Origin of the sequence: Rhizobium sp. G187 (genome assembly GCF_051549525.1) — a bacterium.
Lineage (GTDB): Bacteria > Pseudomonadota > Alphaproteobacteria > Rhizobiales > Rhizobiaceae > Allorhizobium.
The window spans coordinates 402,334-419,225 of record NZ_JBPUGM010000003.1; the positions used below are offsets into that span (position 1 = coordinate 402,334).

The 16,892-nt window shown below is 61.8% G+C and carries 14 protein-coding genes and 1 tRNA gene; 5 read left to right on the plus strand and 10 right to left on the minus strand.

From position 1 onward, the window contains the following. Positions 1 to 5: 5 nt before the first annotated feature. From ACSV9I_RS11110 to ACSV9I_RS11125, 4 genes are all read right to left on the minus strand, one after another. The gene (locus tag ACSV9I_RS11110) at positions 6 to 887 is read right to left on the minus strand and encodes a transglutaminase family protein (RefSeq protein ID WP_054157099.1); all 882 of its coding nucleotides are present in this window, start codon (positions 885 to 887) and stop codon (positions 6 to 8) included. A 4-nt stretch (positions 888 to 891) separates the two neighbouring features. Continuing rightward, positions 892 to 3,282 carry a circularly permuted type 2 ATP-grasp protein gene (locus ACSV9I_RS11115; RefSeq protein WP_438329137.1) on the minus strand — a complete coding sequence of 797 codons (2,391 nt, stop codon included), beginning with the start codon at positions 3,280 to 3,282 and terminating at the stop codon, positions 892 to 894. A gap of 28 nt (positions 3,283 to 3,310) precedes the next feature. After that, positions 3,311 to 6,655 carry a DUF2126 domain-containing protein gene (locus tag ACSV9I_RS11120; RefSeq protein WP_438328930.1) on the minus strand — a complete coding sequence of 1,115 codons (3,345 nt, stop codon included), beginning with the start codon at positions 6,653 to 6,655 and terminating at the stop codon, positions 3,311 to 3,313. 135 nt (positions 6,656 to 6,790) lie between these two features. After that, a complete protein-coding gene (locus ACSV9I_RS11125) occupies positions 6,791 to 8,218 on the minus strand; it encodes a mannose-1-phosphate guanylyltransferase/mannose-6-phosphate isomerase (protein WP_438328931.1) in 1,428 nt (475 codons plus the stop codon). A 317-nt stretch (positions 8,219 to 8,535) separates the two neighbouring features. On the opposite strand from ACSV9I_RS11125, the gene ACSV9I_RS11130 reads away from it, so the two are divergent. Both ACSV9I_RS11130 and ACSV9I_RS11135 read left to right on the plus strand, forming a co-directional pair. Continuing rightward, on the plus strand, positions 8,536 to 9,237 hold the full coding sequence (locus ACSV9I_RS11130) for a fumarylacetoacetate hydrolase family protein (protein WP_438328932.1): 702 nt from the start codon (positions 8,536 to 8,538) through the stop codon (positions 9,235 to 9,237). A 4-nt stretch (positions 9,238 to 9,241) separates the two neighbouring features. Further along, positions 9,242 to 9,661 carry a hypothetical protein gene (locus ACSV9I_RS11135; RefSeq protein WP_438328933.1) on the plus strand — a complete coding sequence of 140 codons (420 nt, stop codon included), beginning with the start codon at positions 9,242 to 9,244 and terminating at the stop codon, positions 9,659 to 9,661. A gap of 217 nt (positions 9,662 to 9,878) precedes the next feature. Here ACSV9I_RS11135 and ACSV9I_RS11140 read toward each other — a convergent pair. Next, positions 9,879 to 9,953, minus strand: a tRNA-Val gene (locus ACSV9I_RS11140). Positions 9,954 to 10,048: 95 nt separating this feature from the next. Then, positions 10,049 to 10,411 (minus strand): response regulator CpdR1, encoded by a 363-nt coding sequence (cpdR1, locus tag ACSV9I_RS11145; protein ID WP_054157104.1) that lies wholly within the window; start codon positions 10,409 to 10,411, stop codon positions 10,049 to 10,051. 194 nt (positions 10,412 to 10,605) lie between these two features. On the opposite strand from cpdR1, the gene ACSV9I_RS11150 reads away from it, so the two are divergent. Together ACSV9I_RS11150 and hisN are read left to right on the plus strand one after the other, a co-directional pair. Then, positions 10,606 to 11,481 (plus strand): N-formylglutamate amidohydrolase, encoded by an 876-nt coding sequence (locus ACSV9I_RS11150; RefSeq protein ID WP_438329138.1) that lies wholly within the window; start codon positions 10,606 to 10,608, stop codon positions 11,479 to 11,481. 345 nt (positions 11,482 to 11,826) lie between these two features. Beyond that, a complete protein-coding gene (gene hisN, locus ACSV9I_RS11155) occupies positions 11,827 to 12,603 on the plus strand; it encodes a histidinol-phosphatase (RefSeq protein ID WP_438328934.1) in 777 nt (258 codons plus the stop codon). A 5-nt stretch (positions 12,604 to 12,608) separates the two neighbouring features. Here hisN and ACSV9I_RS11160 read toward each other — a convergent pair whose 3' ends face one another. Next, the gene (locus ACSV9I_RS11160; RefSeq protein WP_438328935.1) at positions 12,609 to 13,613 is read right to left on the minus strand and encodes a lysophospholipase; all 1,005 of its coding nucleotides are present in this window, start codon (positions 13,611 to 13,613) and stop codon (positions 12,609 to 12,611) included. Positions 13,614 to 14,008: 395 nt separating this feature from the next. Between ACSV9I_RS11160 and ACSV9I_RS11165 the strand changes: the two genes are divergently transcribed. After that, entirely contained in the window at positions 14,009 to 14,479 is a 471-nt protein-coding gene (locus ACSV9I_RS11165) for an Hsp20 family protein (RefSeq protein WP_438328936.1), read from the plus strand. A 28-nt stretch (positions 14,480 to 14,507) separates the two neighbouring features. On the opposite strand, the gene ACSV9I_RS11170 is transcribed toward ACSV9I_RS11165, so the two are convergent. The 3 genes from ACSV9I_RS11170 to bufB are packed head-to-tail and all read right to left on the minus strand — an operon-like array spanning position 14,508 to position 16,784. Further along, the gene (locus ACSV9I_RS11170; protein WP_438329139.1) at positions 14,508 to 15,065 is read right to left on the minus strand and encodes a DoxX family protein; all 558 of its coding nucleotides are present in this window, start codon (positions 15,063 to 15,065) and stop codon (positions 14,508 to 14,510) included. A gap of 47 nt (positions 15,066 to 15,112) precedes the next feature. After that, positions 15,113 to 15,892 (minus strand): HvfC/BufC N-terminal domain-containing protein, encoded by a 780-nt coding sequence (locus ACSV9I_RS11175; RefSeq protein ID WP_438328937.1) that lies wholly within the window; start codon positions 15,890 to 15,892, stop codon positions 15,113 to 15,115. Then, entirely contained in the window at positions 15,882 to 16,784 is a 903-nt protein-coding gene (gene bufB / locus ACSV9I_RS11180) for an MNIO family bufferin maturase (protein ID WP_438329140.1), read from the minus strand. Before bufB ends, ACSV9I_RS11175 begins: the two co-directional genes overlap by 11 nt. Positions 16,785 to 16,892 lie beyond the last annotated feature (108 nt).

A 16,892-nucleotide genomic window follows, 5' to 3' on the forward strand; every position in this document is an offset into this window, starting at 1 on the left:
ATTTTTTAGGGTTTGATCGGGATCACATCTACGGCCTGCTCGGTCTTGTGCGAGCCGTAGCTCTTCAATACGCCGATTACAGGAGCCACATCCGCATAGTCGCGACCGTAGCCGACAACGATATGATCGGTGCCGGCAGGCACGTCATTGGTCGGGTCGAATTCGAGCCAGCCGGTCAGCTTGCCGCACCAGACGCGTACCCAAGCATGCATGGCATCGGCGCCTTCCAGCCTCTCCTTACCCGGTGGCGGAATGGTGCGCAGGAAGCCGCTGACATAGCCCGCCGGTATGCCGAGGCTCCGGAGGGCCACGATCATCACATGGGAAAAGTCCTGGCAGACACCGCGCTTCAGCGCAAAGGCCTCTGTCGGCGTGGTGTCCACCGTGGTCGCCGCGGCGTCGTATTTGAAATCCTTGTGAATGCGGGCGCAAAGCTGCTCGGCAATCTGGCGCACAGTCATGCTGGGCTTCAGCTGCTCGCGGGCATAGGCCGCAATCTGCTTGTCGCGCGGCAGGCGCGGGCTCGTGCCGATGAAATGATGCGGCGATTCCGGTTCCAGTGACCAGGTTTCGGCAATCTCGGGCGGCAAGCGGTCGAGGATCGGCGAAAAGTCGGCGGAGAGCGGCTGTGCCTGCAGCATCACACGGGCCTGCATGCGGATATCGAGCTTTTCGTGCGGCGACCGCAGAATGGCGTGGCTTGTCGCGTGGCGGAAGAAGTCCGTGAAGGTAGAGATCTCGTCCGGTGCTGGCGTGACGGTTACGGCGCCGGCGACCAGGCGTTGACGGTCCGGCAGCGAAAGCGGCAGCAGCCGCAACATGTGATGGGCGCCGGTGGCCGGGACTTCGTAGGAATAGCCGATATGCAGCGTGATGTCGTAGAGCATCGGGTCAGCTCAGATAGGAGCGGGCGAGGATATCGGAGAGTTTCTCCAGTTCCCGTTCCAGATTGACATAGGTGTCCGCCGTCATGGTTTCGGGCGTCAGCACGGCAAGGCCGGAATGCAGGCGCATGGCTTCGCGGAAGAGGTTGGACATCTGGCCATTGACCATGGCGTTGGGCAGTTGCTCGACCTCGATGCGGATCTCGTTCAGCTGGAAGAGGATCGAGCGCGGGTTGAGCGGATCGAGCGCCAGAAGGTCGGTAACGGTGAGACGTGCCGTCGAGACATTGTAGCGACGGCGATGGGTCATCACGTTGTCGCCGATCTCCAGCAGCATGTCGAGCGCGCCATCGGGTGCATCCGGGCCGGTCATGTGGCCAAGCAGGCGGGTCATGTGCAGCCCGCGTTCAATCAGGCGTCCAAGCGTCAGGAACCGCCATCCAGTGAAGCGATACATGTTTTCATGCACGAGACCGGCAAAGCCCGCGAGCTTGCGCAGGAGGATAGTCATTGCATGGGCCGCGTCGTCGCCGGGCTTCACATGTTCATGGAAGCGCTTCGCGGTTTTCGACAGGTCGTTGAGCGCCAGCCAGCCATCGGGCGAAAAACGGTCGCGAATGTTGCTGGCTGAGTAGACGGCGCTGTCGATGTTGCGCAGCAGGCTGTCGGGTGCACCCTTGCCGGGGTCGACATCGATGGCGGCGAGATAGTCGCTGACGAAGGCCAAGAGCGGCTGGCTCGGATCGGCGCTCTCGGCGTAGCGGGAATGCCAGGCGCGCAGGATACGCAGCACGCCTTCTGCCCGCTCGATGTAGCGGCCAAGCCAGAACAGGTTGTCGGCGGCGCGGCTCGGCAGGCTGCCGGGCATGTTGCGGGTGAAGGTTTCCTCGGCGGGAAGAAGCGAGGTGCGCTCCACCGGTTTGTCGGAGACGATCCAGACGTCGGCTGCACTGCCGCCGGACTGCATGGCGATCGCGGAGGCATCACTGCCGCTGCCGATACGGGCGAAACCGCCGGGCATGATCTGCCAACCGTCATTGGTGCGGGCGGCAAAGACGCGCAGGCTCATCGGCCGCGGCGTCAGGCGACCGTCGACCATGGCCGGCGTCGTTGACAGCGTGACCACTTCCTGGCCGACGAGATTTCCGGTTTCGGCTTCCAGCCATTCGGAAATGCTGCGGCTTTGTGGATCCTTGTAACGCGAACCGAGCACCGAGCGGCCGTTGTCATCGAAGAAGGGCAGGCGGGAGAAGGCGGAACCCACCACCATGCGGTCGAGATTGCGGGCGACATGCTCGCGCTCTGCCTTCTGGCCGCACCACCAGGTGGCGATCGATGGCAGTTTCAGTTCTTCGCCCAGCAGATGCCGCGAGAGCGTCGGCATGAAAGCGAGGAGGGCGCGGGTTTCCAGAATGCCGGAACCGAGCGCGTTGACGAAGGTGACCGCGCCATTGCGCAGCGCCTCGACCATGCCGGGCGTGCCGATATAGGAATTCTGGTCGAGTTCGAGTGGATCGGCAAAGGCCGCATCCAGACGCCGCCACAGCACACTGACGGGCTTCAGGCCTGCGACCGTGCGCACCATGACCTTGCCGTCGACGACGGTCAGGTCTTCGCCCTCAAGCAGCATGATCCCGAGGTAACGGGCGATATAGGCGTGTTCGAAATAGGTTTCGTTGGCGGGGCCCGGCGAAAGGACTGCAATGCGTTCGTCGCTGCTGCGCGCCTTGCTCTGCAAAGCCTTGCGGAAGGCACCGAAGAAGGAGGCGAGGCGGTGGACATGGGTTTCGGCATAGAGGTCGGAAAAGGCGCGGGCCGTCGCCACGCGGTTTTCCAGCGCAAAGCCCGCGCCGGAAGGCGCTTGCGTCCGGTCGGCCAGAACCCACCAGTTGCCGTCAGGCCCGCGGCCGATTTCGAACGAACAGAAATGCAGGTAGTGGCCGCCGACGGGCTTGATGCCGACAAGTGGGCGCAGAAATTCGGGATTGGAAGCGATCAGCTGCGGCGGCAGAAAGCCTTCCTGGACCAGCTTGTTGTCGGAATAGATGTCGGCGACCACCGCTTCCAGCAGATTGGCGCGCTGCACCAGCCCTTCGGCCAGCACTTGCCATTCGGTTTCCGAAATCAGGACCGGGACATGGGAAAACGGCCAGGCCCGCTCACTCGAACCACCGGCGCCATACGCCCGGTAGAACACGCCGGCATCGCGCAAATAGCGGTCGGCGCGGGAAAAGCGCTCATGCAGTTCCTCGTCCGACATGGTCTCGATGGCTGAAAGCAGAGGACGCCAGACCGGGCGCACATTGCCCTGGGTGTCGAGCATTTCGTCGGCAACGCCCGGCAGCACCCGATAGCCGGCCGAGCGGGCCTCGCTGTCGGGATCGTCTGGCGGTGACATCTCCGCTGCCGTTTTTGGTGCCATCTGGTCAGATACCCTGCGGTCGCCTCAGGTCCAATGTATGCGGAAATTCCGGCGACACGGTCTCGGGCCAAAGTGTGTAGGAGCCGGCTGTATGGCCCCAAGGCTCGAAACGTGCAAGCCGACGGGCTTCCGCTTCATTCCCATTCACAGGGAAAGTGTCATAAGTCCGGCCACCGGGATGGGCGACGTGATAGACGCATCCGCCAATCGAGCGACCAGACCATCCATCATATATGTCGAATATTAGCGGTGTGTTTACAGGCAGGTTCGGATGCAAGCCAGATGCCGGTTGCCAGGCCTTGTAGCGGACACCCGCCACTGCAACGCCGTTGACGTCGGTTTTGCGCAGCGGCACCTGCCGACCGTTGCAGGCAACGGAATAGCGCTCGGGGTTGGCGGTCTCGAGTTTGACCTGCAGGCGCTCGACAGAGGAGTCCACATATCGGACTGTCCCGCCAACCGCACCTTCCTCACCCATGACATGCCAGGGCTCCAGTGCCTGGCGCAGCTCCAGCTTGGAATTCTCGTAGGTCACTTCGCCGACAAAGGGGAAGCGGAACTCGAGCTGGGCGGCAAACCATTCCGGTTTGAAGTCGAAGCCGTTTTCGCGAAGGTCGGCCAGAACTTCGAGGAAATCCAGCCAGAGATAATGCGGCAGCATGAACCGGTCATGCAGGGAGGTTCCCCAGCGCACGAACCGACCGCCGATCGGATTTTTCCAGAACCGTGCAATGAGTGCCCGGATCAGCAATTGCTGGGCGAGCGACATGCGGGCATTCGGTGGCATTTCGAAGCCGCGGAATTCGACGAGGCCGAGGCGGCCGGTCGGGCCATCGGGCGAAAAGAGCTTGTCGATGCAGATTTCCGAACGGTGGGTATTGCCGGTAACATCGGTCAACAGATTGCGGAACAGGCGGTCGACCAGCCACGGCAGGGGGGCAGCCGCACCTGAGGCGGGCAACGGCACCTGGGCCATCGCGATTTCCAGCTCATAGAGGCTGTCATGGCGGGCCTCATCGAAGCGCGGCGCCTGGCTGGTCGGGCCGATGAACATGCCGGAGAACATATAGGACAAAGCCGGATGGCGCTGCCAGTGCAGGACGAGGCTCTTCAGCAGATCGGGCCGGCGCAGGAAGGGGCTGTCGGCGGGATTGGCGCCGCCGACCACGACATGGTTGCCACCACCGGTGCCGGTATGGCGGCCGTCGATCATGAACTTGTCGGCGCCAAGCCTCGTCTGGCGTGCTTCCTCATAGACAGCGTTGGTGGTGGCGACGCAGTCCTGCCAGCTTGCAGCCGGATGGATGTTGACTTCGATGACACCCGGATCGGGCGCAACGCGGATGACATTGATCCGCTCATCCTGCGGTGGGGCATAGCCTTCGATATGGACGGGAAGACCGAGATCTCGGGCGGCGGTCTCGGCCGCTGCCACCAGTTCCAGATAGTCTTCAATGGCCTCGACCGGCGGCATGAAGACGCAAAGACGACCGTCGCGCGGCTCGACGCTCATCGCGGTGCGCACCGCGCCTCTGATGTCGCCGGCCGATCCGGTGATGTTCTGTTCGTTGCGGTCCTGCTGGGTCTCGCCGCTCTTGCGCGAGGCTTCGGGCATGGCCCGGCCTTCCCTGACCTCAGGGCCATAGTCGGGAAGCGGTGCGCGCGGAATGGAGGGATCGACCGGGTGGATGTACGGGTACTGCGACGGCGGCACGTAGGGCAGCGTGCCAAGCGGCATGCGAAAGCCGATCGGGCTGTCGCCGGGAATGAGGAAGATCTTGCCGCGACGCGTGCGCCACTTTTCGCTGACCCATCGCCGGCCACCCGCTTTGGCGTTCCAGGCCTGGACCGGCAGGATGAAGCCTGTCGGCGTCGTCAGGCCGCGCTCGAAGACCTTGGCGATGCGGGCGCGCTCTTCCGGGCTTTCCAGCTTGGAATTCGACGGATCGACATTTTCCGGCAGGCTGCCTTCCTTGATGATCCATTCGGCCGGATCCTCATAGGCCGGGATGATCATCTCCTCCTCGATCTCCAGTTCCTTCGCGATGCCAGCCATCAGGGCGTGCGCCTGTTCAGCCGAGACGCCTGTGTCCTGGTTTTCGGCGGCAATCAGGCTCGGCTCATGCCAGATCGGCTTGCCGTCACGTCGCCAGTAGAGGGAGAAGGTCCAGCGCGGCAGGCTTTCGCCCGGATACCACTTGCCCTGGCCATAATGCAGGAAGCCACCGGGCGCGAAGCGCTCGCGCAGGCGGCGGATGAGCTGGTCGGCCAGCGCCCGCTTGGTCGGGCCGACGGCATCGGTGTTCCATTCGGCCGACTGGAAATCGTCGATCGACACGAAGGTTGGCTCGCCGCCCATGGTCAGGCGCACGTCATGGGCCTTGAGGTCGCTGTCGACCTTCAGGCCCAGCTTGTTCAGCGCCTCCCAGCTGTCGTCGGAGAAGGGTTTGGTGATGCGCGGGTGCTCGGCAACACGGCTGACCTGCATGTCGAAGGCGAATTCTGTGTTTGCCTGACCCGTATAGCCGCCGGAGATCGGGGCCGCGTTGCGGTAATGCGGTGTGGCTGCGAGCGGGATATGGCTTTCGCCGGTGAGCAGGCCCGAAGTCGGGTCAAGCCCGATCCAGCCTGCGCCTGGAATATAGACCTCCGCCCAGGCATGCAGGTCGGTGAAGTCAACTTCCGTGCCGGAGGGCCCGTCGAGGGCTTTCAGATCCGGTGCGAGCTGGATGAGGTAGCCGGAGACGAAACGGGCTGCAAGGCCGAGACGGCGCAGGACCTGGACGAGAAGCCAGCTTGTGTCGCGGCAGGAGCCGCGGGCCGAGGTCAGCGTCTGCTCCGGCGTCTGGACGCCGGGCTCCATGCGGATGACGTAGCCGATGTCGTGCTGAAGTCGGGCATTGAGGCCGACAACCATGTCGACGGTGCCCTGACCGGGCGTCTTGTCGACCGTGTCCATGAAGGCTTCAAAGGCGGGCGAGGATGGCTCTGGTGTCCGGTAGATCGCAAGGTCTTCGCGGATGTCTTCCGGATATTCGAAGGGCCATTTCGCGGCCACTTCCTCGGTGAAGAAGTCGAAGGGATTGTAGACCGTCATGTCGGCGACGAGATCGACCTCGATCTTGAGCTCCGTCACCGGTTCCGGAAAAACGAAGCGGGCCAGGTAGTTGCCGTAGGGATCCTGCTGCAGGTTGACGAAGTGTTTCTCGGGCGTGACCTTCAGCGTGTGGCTCAAGACCTTGGTGCGGGAATGGGCGGCGGGTTTCAGCCGGATGATCTGCGGCCCGAGCTGGACCGGATTGTCATACTTGTAGTGGGTGAGGTGGTAGATGCTTGCCTTGATCGACATTCGCTTCCGCTTCGCTGTTCGCCACTGCCGATTTTTTCGGCTTGTCGCGATCTTGTGCAATGCAGCGGCATAAAGCAAGCAGGCCCGGCCATCTTCACGATCGCCAGGCCTGACTTATCAATTGTCAAAAATGGATCAGCTGCGGCCGAACTCGTCGACCAGGCGGATAATGTCATCTTCGCCGAGATAGGAGCCGGTCTGCACCTCGATGACCTCCAGGCGGATCTTGCCGGGATTGGCGAGGCGGTGGACAGAGCCCTGCGGAATGTAGATCGACTGGTTCTCGTGCAGGATCGTCACCTTGTCGTCGATGGTCACTTCGGCGATGCCGCGCACGCAGACCCAGTGTTCCGCACGGTGATGGTGCTTTTGCAACGACAGCTTCTTCTCAGGATGGACGAAGAGGCGCTTTACCTGGAAGCGGTCGCCATTGAGGATCGAGGTGTAGCCGCCCCAGGGGCGCAGGGCCGTCGGGTGGTTTTCGGTCAGGTGCGTGGTCTTTGGATCAGCGGCGAGCATCTTCACCAGATTGCCGACATCCTGGCTGCGATCGAGGCGGCCGACATAGACGGCATCTTCCGATGCAATCACGGCCACACCTTCCATGCCCTGTACGGCAAGATGGGCGTCGCGCGACATGATCAGCGAATTCTTCGTATCGCTGACGGTGACATTGCCGCTCACGACATTGCCATCTTCATCGCCACCGGCAAGCTTCCAGATCGCGTCCCAGCTGCCAAGATCCGACCAGCTGATTGCGGCAGGAACCACGGCTGCGTTCGGCGTCTTTTCCATGACGGCATAGTCGATCGAGATGCTCGGGGCTGTGGCGAAGCTTTCTGTGTCCAGACGGGTAAAATCGAGATCGCCCTTGGCCTTGTCGATCGCCTTTTCGACGGATGCCAGAACCTCGGGCGCCAGCGCCTCCAACTCGGCGATCATCTGACCGGCCGAGAACACGAACATGCCCGAGTTCCAGGCATATTTGCCGCTGTCGAGCATTTCCTGCGCGACGTCCGCATTCGGCTTTTCGACGAAACGGGAAACGGTATGGACGCCGTCACCGAGATCCATGCCGATCTCGATATAGCCGTAACCGGTGGCAGGTTCGGTTGGGGTGATGCCGAAGGTGACGATCTTGCCGGCGCTTGCAGCCTTGGCTGCCCGGGCGACGCAATCGCGGTAGATGGCGTCGACGGTGATCTCATGGTCCGAGGGGAGTATCTGAATCAGAGCGTCGCTGCCATGGCGGGCGCGGACGATCAGGGCGGCGGCGGCCACGGCGGCAGCCGTGTTGCGGGCAATGGGCTCGAGGATGATGGCATCCAGCTTGACATCCATTTCGCGGGCCTGCTCGGCCACCAGGAAGCGGAAGTCCTCGTTGGTCACGACGATCGGGGCATCATAGAGGGCGTCGTCCGATACGCGGGCCAGGGTCTTTTGCAGAAGCGTCTCGTCGCCGAGGAAGCGGATGAACTGCTTGGCCGCGGCTGCTCTCGACAATGGCCACAGTCTGGTGCCCTTGCCTCCGGCCATGATGACTGGCACGATCTTGACGCTCATACGCTTCTTGCCTCTCTTGTCTTCTGGCTCCGTCGCAGTCCTATGCGACGAACGGTTTCATTGTGGTCTGGCCATTTCCGGTATGCGCCCGGAAGGCTCTTTCTGCGCTCGAGACTTAACGCAAAGATGTGAAAATTGTTACATCTTTCTACAAGTTGCGGCCTTCGGGGCTGCGCGTTTCTCGACCATTAGGCATTTCCTGCGGTTGCGGGGCCTGTCGTCCTGTGCTCCATTCGCGCTCCGGCATGACGTCCGCCGCCGCCTGTCCCTGTTGCGTGTCTATCGCATTCTTGCATCCCGAAAAGGTATTGTCGCCCGTGTCTTCGCTCTCTCCGCTCTTTCCCGTTCCATCCTCTCCGCTCATTCCCGTTGCCGGTGTCTCGGAAGGTTTTCCCGTCCATCGCATCTTCTGCGTCGGGCGCAACTACGCCGCTCATGCGGCAGAGATGGGCAATACGATCGATCGCGCGGCGCCCTTCTACTTCACCAAGCCGCCAACAGGCCTCGTTTTGTCAGGCGAGGCGATTGCCTATCCGCCGGGGACCGAGGATTACCATCATGAAATCGAGCTGGTGGTGGCCATCGGCCAGCCGGTGTTCAAGGTCCCGGTCGAGCAGGCCATGGCCGCCGTCTACGGCTATGCGGTTGGTCTCGACATGACCCGGCGCGACCTACAACAGGTGGCCAAGGACAAGCAGCGCCCCTGGGATATTGCCAAAGCCTTTGAGCAATCGGCGGTGATTGGCGAGATTACTGCGGCCGACGCATTCACCCCTGGCAATCAGCGGATTTCGCTTGCCGTTAACGGTGCGCTGCGCCAGGAGGGCCGTCTTGACGAGATGGTCTGGTCGGTTGCGGAACTGGTCAGCCATTTGTCGCACTACTACCATCTGACGCCTGGCGACCTGATCTACACGGGCACGCCGTCCGGCGTCGGTGCCGTCGTTTCGGGCGACGTCTTGACCGGCGAGGTCGAAGGCTTGTCACCGATCTCGACGCCGATCGGGCCCAAGGCCTGAGGCGTTGACCGATCTGGGGCAGGGGTCGGCACTCGTTGCAGACCGTGAGTGCGGGGAGTGCGCGCTGTGCTGCATCCTGCCCGACATCGACGTACTCGACAAACCGGCCAATATCCGCTGCGGCCACTGTCTTCCCGGCGGCGGCTGCGACGCCTATGTCACGCGGCCTCAGACCTGTCGCGATTTCTTCTGTCTCTGGCGCACGGATGCCGGCCTTGGGCCCGAATGGGATCCGTCACGCGCCCATATGATGCTCTATGAACAAGGCCCGCAGCTGACCGTGCTGGTCGATCCTGCCTATCCCGACATATGGCGGTCGTCACCCTATGCCGAGGCGCTTCAGGCGCGGGCCGCGGCGCTCAAGGCGCGCGGCGGCTATGTGGTGGTGTTTGTCGGTGATGCGGTGACGGTGGTTGCCGGCTAGGTCCAGAGGCCGGCCGCCTTGTTCAGGATATCGTCTGGGTGAAAATCACTCGCCCGTCAGCGCCTGCACGATCTGCTTCCAGCCAAAATGCAGCTGTCGGTCACCGGCAGAGGCGACGCCTTGCAGTGATTCGCGTGGTGAATAGGCTGTTGGCGGTTTCAACGCCGGAAATTCAAAAGGGCTCGCCGTTTCCGGCAAGCCCTTGAAAGAATTCGAATGGTGGGCGTGACAGGGATTGAACCTGTGACCCCTACGATGTCAACGTAGTGCTCTCCCGCTGAGCTACACGCCCATCCGATGAGCGGCTTAAGACCACAAAACCTGTTCGCCCGTCAATAGGCATTTTGCAGTTTTGTGAAGAGATTTTTTCAATCCCCAGCGAAGGCCTTATGCAGCAAGGAGTTTGTTCACTTCATCAACGAGATCGCGAAGGTGGAAAGGCTTGGACAAGACCTTGGCATCCTTCGGCGCCTGCGAATCGGCGTTGAGGGCGACGGCGGCAAAGCCGGTGATGAACATCACCTTGAGGTCCGGATCGAGTTCGGTGGCGCGGCGCGCCAGTTCGATTCCGTCCATCTCGGGCATGACGATGTCGGTCAAAAGCAGCGAGAAGGGCTCTTCGCGCAGACGATCATAGGCGCTGGCGCCGTTGTCGAAGGAGGAGACCTTGTAGCCCGCCTTTTCGAGCGCCTTCACGAGGAAGCGGCGCATATCGTTGTCGTCTTCGGCGAGGAGAATTTTTTGAGTCATTGAGGAACCGCTGTTCATATATTGCATGGGAAACTGGCAGCCGCTCACATTAGGGCTGCCTCAGTAAAGAACCGGTGAACAAGCACACTGCACCTATTTACCCGTTTTCCTCAGTATGGACTTCGGATCGGGCAACTGGCAACATGACGAAGCGACAAGATTGTGACTTGGTAAAGAAGAACCATGGGGTGCTGATGACCATCGATACCGAACTGTTCGAGGTTCGTGAGCCGACAGTTCAGTCGATCCCCTTCGTTTACAATTCGCCGCATAGCGGCCGTCGCTATCCCGTGTCCTTCCTCGATCAGTCGCGTCTCGATGGCCTGTCCATCCGCCGGTCAGAAGATCACTATGTCGACGAACTCTTTTCTGCAGCGCCAGCGCTGGGTGCGCCGCTGTTGATGGCGCATTTCCCGCGGGCCTATGTCGACGTCAATCGCGAGCCTTATGAGCTTGATCCGCGGATGTTTTCCGATCCGCTGCCGCCTTACGCCAATTCCAACTCGGCGCGTGTCGCTGGTGGTCTGGGCACCATACCGCGCATCGTTGCGGAGAATATGGAAATCTATCAGGGGCGGTTGCCGTTGGCTGTCGCTATGGCGCGCATCGATGGTTGCTACAAGCCGTACCATGCCTGCCTGCGCCGGCTGATTGCGCGCACCCATACCCGTTTCGGTTTCGGCGTGCTGATCGATTGCCATTCGATGCCGGGCAATATCCGCGTGGCGGGGAGTGGCGTGAAGCCGGATTTCATCGTCGGCGACCGCTACGGCACCAGTGCGTCTGCCGAACTGTCTCAGGCGGCCTTGCAGTTTCTGGAAGAGCTCGGCTTCACCGCCGTGCGCAACAAGCCTTATGCCGGTGGCTTCATCACCGAGCATTACGGCCGGCCCGCACGCGGCCTGCATGCCTTGCAGATCGAGATCAACCGATCGCTCTACATTGACGAGGCGACCTTGCAGAAGCGCCCGGACTTCGACCGCCTTGCAGGTTCGCTTGGCGTGTTCATGCAGCAGATGGCCGATTTCGTTGAGGATTATGCCGGCGAGCGGCCGCTCGCGGCCGAGTAGTCCGGCCTGCCTTTCTCCCCACATTGCCGATTGCCGGGTGCGCCTGCTCTGCGCGTGGCCTTGCCGTGGGCAAAAAAAACCGCGCCTGAGGCGCGGCTAAGTCTAGGGAGGAAACACCCAAGGAGGGTATTTACAGTCAAAGACTGTATCTAGAACGTACATGCTGCAGTGCGTCATTGTCAATGCGCTTCTGATTTAATTTTGAGCATGCCGAAAAAATGCGCAAACGTACGGTCGGGGTTTGGTGCGGCAGCGTTTAAATGCAGGGTGCAGAATGGCGAGGGCGGTTTTCTTTCGTCTCTGGTGCCGCTAAGACTGGCGCGCCCTTTCATGACGGATCGACACATGCGCCCAGATCGTGATTTCTTCTTCCGCCTCGCCGATGCCGCCAAGGCAGAGACCCTGCCACGCTTCCGCTCAGGGCTTTCCGTCGTCAATAAGGAGGCGGGCGGCTTCGATCCAGTGACCGAGGGCGATCAGGCGGCGGAGGCTGCCATTCGCCGGCTGATCGAGGCGCAGTTCCCCGAGCATGGCATTCTCGGCGAAGAGCATGAGAATATCCGCATGGACAGCGACCAGCTTTGGGTGATCGATCCGATCGACGGCACGCGCGCCTTCATTTCGGGTGTTCCTGTCTGGGGAACGCTGATCGGGTTTCAGGAGCATGGCCGCTCGGTCATGGGCTTGATGGAACAGCCGTTTACCGGCGAGCGCTATTTTGCCGATGGTGAGCGGTCCTGGTATTCCGGCCCTGACGGCGAGCGGCAGAACCATGTGCGCGATTGCGGTGGCCTTGCGAATGCAACCCTGTTCACCACGTCACCGCATCTGTTCCAGGGCTGGGAAGTCGAGCGCTTCCAAGCGGTCCAGGATCGGGTGAAGCTCTTCCGTTATGGCGTTGACTGCTATGCCTATTGCCTGCTTGCAGCCGGCCATGTCGATCTGGTCATCGAAACGGTTTTGAAGCCCTATGACGTGGGCGCGCTGATCCCGATCATCGAACAGGCGGGCGGCGTGATCACCACCTGGGACGGCGGGCGTCCGGAAGCCGGCGGTTCGATTATCGCGGCAGGGTCGAAGGCCTTGCATGCCGAGGCAATGGAAATGCTCCGCCGCCGCTGATATCCTCAGGCCTCAAGCGTTGCGTCGTCCTGGTTGGTCTGGTCTTCCGGATCGCCGCCGGGAATGAAGGCGTGAAAGGCTGCCATGGCCTGGTTTCGGTAGCGATCCTGCTCCTGGAGGATCTCGTGGCGGGCACCGGGAACGGGCACGAGCTGGGCGGCGCGGAAATATTGCGCTAGCGATTCCTGGAAGAGATAAGGCACGATCGGGTCATTGCCCGATGCAACGATGACGGTCGGCACCGTGATCGAGGCCAGATGGCGCGGGTCGCGGATTTCATCGATCGTCTTCAAGGCCTCGTGCAGCCAGCGCGCCGTTGGCGGACCGAGGGTCAGTTCCGGATGCGTTGCCATCAGGCGCTGGTTTCTGGCGTAACGCTCGGGATCGGATGTCAGCGCATTGCCCTCGAAGGGCTTCAGCGGCTCATCCTTGTTGACGGAGCGCGTGCCGAAACCTGTGATGCTGAACAGGGCAGACAGTCGCTTGATGTTGTCGATCGACATCTTCTGCTTGCCGAGCCCGACAAAGGGGGCGGTCAGCACCATGCGCTCGATCCGGTTGGCCAGCCGTGGGGCGGCCTTCAGCGCGATCAGACCGCCGGTTGAATGGGCCAGCATGTAGAATGGCAGGCGGGTGTCGGGCAGGACCACGTCTTCGAGGAAAATCTCGAGGTCGCGGACATAGTGATCGAACCGGCCGACATGGCCTTTCCGTGCATCCTTCAGCAGACGCTCCGAGCCGCCCTGGCCCCGAAAATCATAGGTTGCGACCCAGAAGCCGCTGGCCGTGAGGTCGCGGATCGTCTCGAAATACTTCTCGATGGTCTCGTTGCGGCCGTGTAGCAGGACGACGGTGCCCTTGGAGTTTTGCGTGTCGGCGCGGAAGACCGCATAACGCAGCTTCACCCCGCGATGGCCGGTGAAGTAGCCAGTGCGCGGCGTGCCCGGAATGGGATTGCCGGGGGTCGCGTGAAGTATGGCGTCTGTCGTGTCGTCTGCCATGCCTGTCATGCCTGGTTGCCTGCCGTAAGGTGCCCTGTGAGAGGATTGGGATAGGGCGAGGCGGTGAAAAGGTCAAAGGAAAAGAGCCGGAACCATCGATGAGGGGGCGGACGGCTCCGGCTGAAGTGCGGCCGGCGCGGAAGAGCGAAAAGCGCCGGTCATCGGGTTTGATTTCACCGATGCCCCTGTCTAGTCCGGACCGGTTGAATGCTGCTTGAACCCAGCGTTCACAGGGAGTTCATCAGCTATGCAGTGCTGGTCAAAAACCGATCTTGAATTCGCCGATCCGATTTCCCACATCGTTGTCACGGATGCCGGAAGGGTCCGTCAGAGCCGCTCGCACATCGCCCCAAGGGATGTGCCGGCGGACTGTCACGCCAACGTCGCTTCTCAGGAGGACACATATGCGTCACGTCGACTTTTCTCCCCTCTACCGCTCCACGGTCGGCTTCGATCGTCTGTTCACCATGCTGGACAGTCTCGGCCAACCGGAAGCCGCCCAGAGCTACCCACCTTATAATATCGAGCGGACGGGCGAGAACCTGTACCGCATCACCATGGCCGTTGCCGGTTTTGACGAAAGCGAACTTTCGATCGAGGCACATGCCCATGTTCTCACCGTCAAAGGTGAGAAGGCCGAGGATGACAAGGCCGAGCAGACCGAATTCCTCTATCGCGGCATCGCCAAGCGCGCCTTTGAGCGCCGCTTCCAGCTGGCCGATCATGTGGAGGTGACGGCCGCATCGCTGAAGAACGGCCTTCTGCACATCGATCTCCTGCGCAATATTCCCGAGGCCATGAAGCCGCGTCGCATCTCGATTGCTGCGGAGCCTGTCGGGACCGCGCCGAAGGCGATCGAGGCGCATGTGAACTGATCAAAGCTCAGGAACCTTGATCCTGACATCAGGCGGCGGGCGAAAGCCTGCCGCCTTTTTCGTGCGTAGCGGTTCGATTTCCGGAGCGTGTCCAAAGCGTGCAAAGGATCTTATCGAGGGAGATGAAGCCTGCGCCCTTCACGGTGAGATAGAAGAGTGGGAAGACCCAGAGCAGGCGCTGATCGAGGATGACGCTGTCGGGGAAGCGGTCGAAAAGTTCGCCGATGGTCGCGGCATCCACCTGGTGGACGAGAATGTCGGTCAGGGTCTGGACGGCAATAAAGGCGACCATTCCAAGGGCGGCGATGCGGGTGAAGAGGCCGGCGACGACGAGCAGCGGCAGGATGAACTCACCGTAGGAACCGAAAATTACCATCGCACTCCAGGGGAAAAAGGAGACCGCCGAGACATCGCCACCCGCTGCATCCACGGCCGGCAGTGCGATCTGGTAGTAGGCGCCATCGGCAATGGAGAAGGGGCCGTCGAACTTGGTCAGTGCCGAATTCAGGTAGTAGGGCACAAGGACGGCGAGAAAGACGAAGCGCGCGGCAAGACCGAGGAACCAGCCGTCGAGGGCCGCCTCCATGGCCCTGGCGGAGCGGTGATAGAGATCGATTGGAGCGATGGCGAAGGTCACAGTGCTGTCCTTTCGGCGGGAACTTGGAGGGCGGTGAATGCACCGGTCGCTAGGGCTATCTGCAGGAGGGCTGCGATGTCGCCACTGGCTTCCTCTGCGGCCTGGCATGCCGTGCCGAGCGGGCTTCCCTTGCTCAGTGCGGAGAAAAAGCCATAGCCGCCTGGCGGCAGGATGTGGACGCCGACATCAAAATGCGGTCGGGCCACGAGCACGTCTTCCGTCCGGTCTGGAGCAAGGCCTTCCAGCGAAATGCCGTGCCGGTCGCGTGCGACAATTGTCCCGGCGGCGTAGCGGGTTTGAATGAGCCTGGTTGCCGGATGCGCCATGAAGGCGGTCGTCGCGAGGCTCTCAGGGGGGATGGATGCGAGTGCTGCTGGATCGAGCGGACTTGCGTCGGCTGCGTGGAAGGCGTCGAGCCACAGGCGTTCGATGCGGGCGACGTCGGCCAAGAAGGGGAGGTCAGCGGCAGGCGGAAATGTTGCGAGGAAAGCCGCAAAACTCTCTCCATATTGAAAGAGCAGGGGTGATGTTGGCGGACTGGACGTCCCATAGGCGCGTGCCATGGCGCGGAAAAAGTCTTCGCCGACGAGGTTCTGCACCGTCGGGAAGATCGAGGCCAGGGCATTGACAAGGGATATGCTGACATTGTTGCGATAGACGGCAAAGCGCTTCTGCGGCGGTGTGCCTGCTTTCATGCGCAGGCCATCCGGTAGCGGTTGGTCGGGGGCGAGAAGGGCCGTTGCAAAGGCACCGCTGGAGACGGGGTCAGCGTGCATGGCGACGCTCGCGTGCGGTTATGGTGTGGTTTTCGGCATGGCGCTCGAGGCGGGCATCGGCGCGCAGGGCTTCGCGCTTGAGGATTGGCCAGTCCGGAACGTCATTGTCCCATTCGATCAGCGTCGGCAGCGGCCCGGTTCTGGCCAGCACGAGATCGTAGAGCTTCCACACCTTGTCATCGACGGGCCGGTCGTGGCTGTCGATCAGCAGCGGTAGCCCTTCATCGTCCAGGTCTTCGGCATGGCCGGCAAGGTGGATTTCCTCGACCCGGTCGAGCGGGAAATCCGAGAGATATTCAATGGCGCCGTAGCCGTGATTGGTGGCGGAGACGTGGACATTATTGATGTCCAGCAGCAGGCCGCAGCCGGTGCGCTCGGCAATCTGACGAATAAAATCGGTCTCGCGCATGGTTGTTGCTTCGAAGGCAACATAAGTGGAGGGGTTTTCGAGAAGAATGCGCCGACCCAACCTCTCCTGAACCTGATGGACGTGCTCGCAGACCCGGGAAAGTGTCGCCTCGTCATAAGGGACCGGAAGAAGGTCGTTGAAGAAATGGCTGTCATGGGTCGACCAGGCGAGATGTTCGGAAACCATGGCCGGCTGGTAGCGGTCGACGACCGCTTTGAGGCGTTCGAGATGGGCCCTATCGAGCCCGGTCGGGCTGCCGATCGACATGCCGACGCCGTGGATCGACAGGGGAAAGTCTTCGCGCATCCGGGTGAGGATGCGGTGCGGGTGTCCCCCGGCCCCCATGTAGTTTTCCGCATGGACTTCGAGAAAGCCGATGCGGAAGCTGTCCGCCAGGATTTCGTCTGCATGCTGGGGTTTGAAGCCAGCGCCGGCGCGGGCCGGGAGGCTTGAGCGGCTGGTATGGCCCGGATTGCCGGACATGGCACGATGTATCGAGGCGGGGGCGGACATGGCTAGGCTCCTGACTATCCCAAGGGCAGGTGAAGGCGGCATCCGCGGGGCGTGCCCGCAGATGCCGATTTCGGCTCT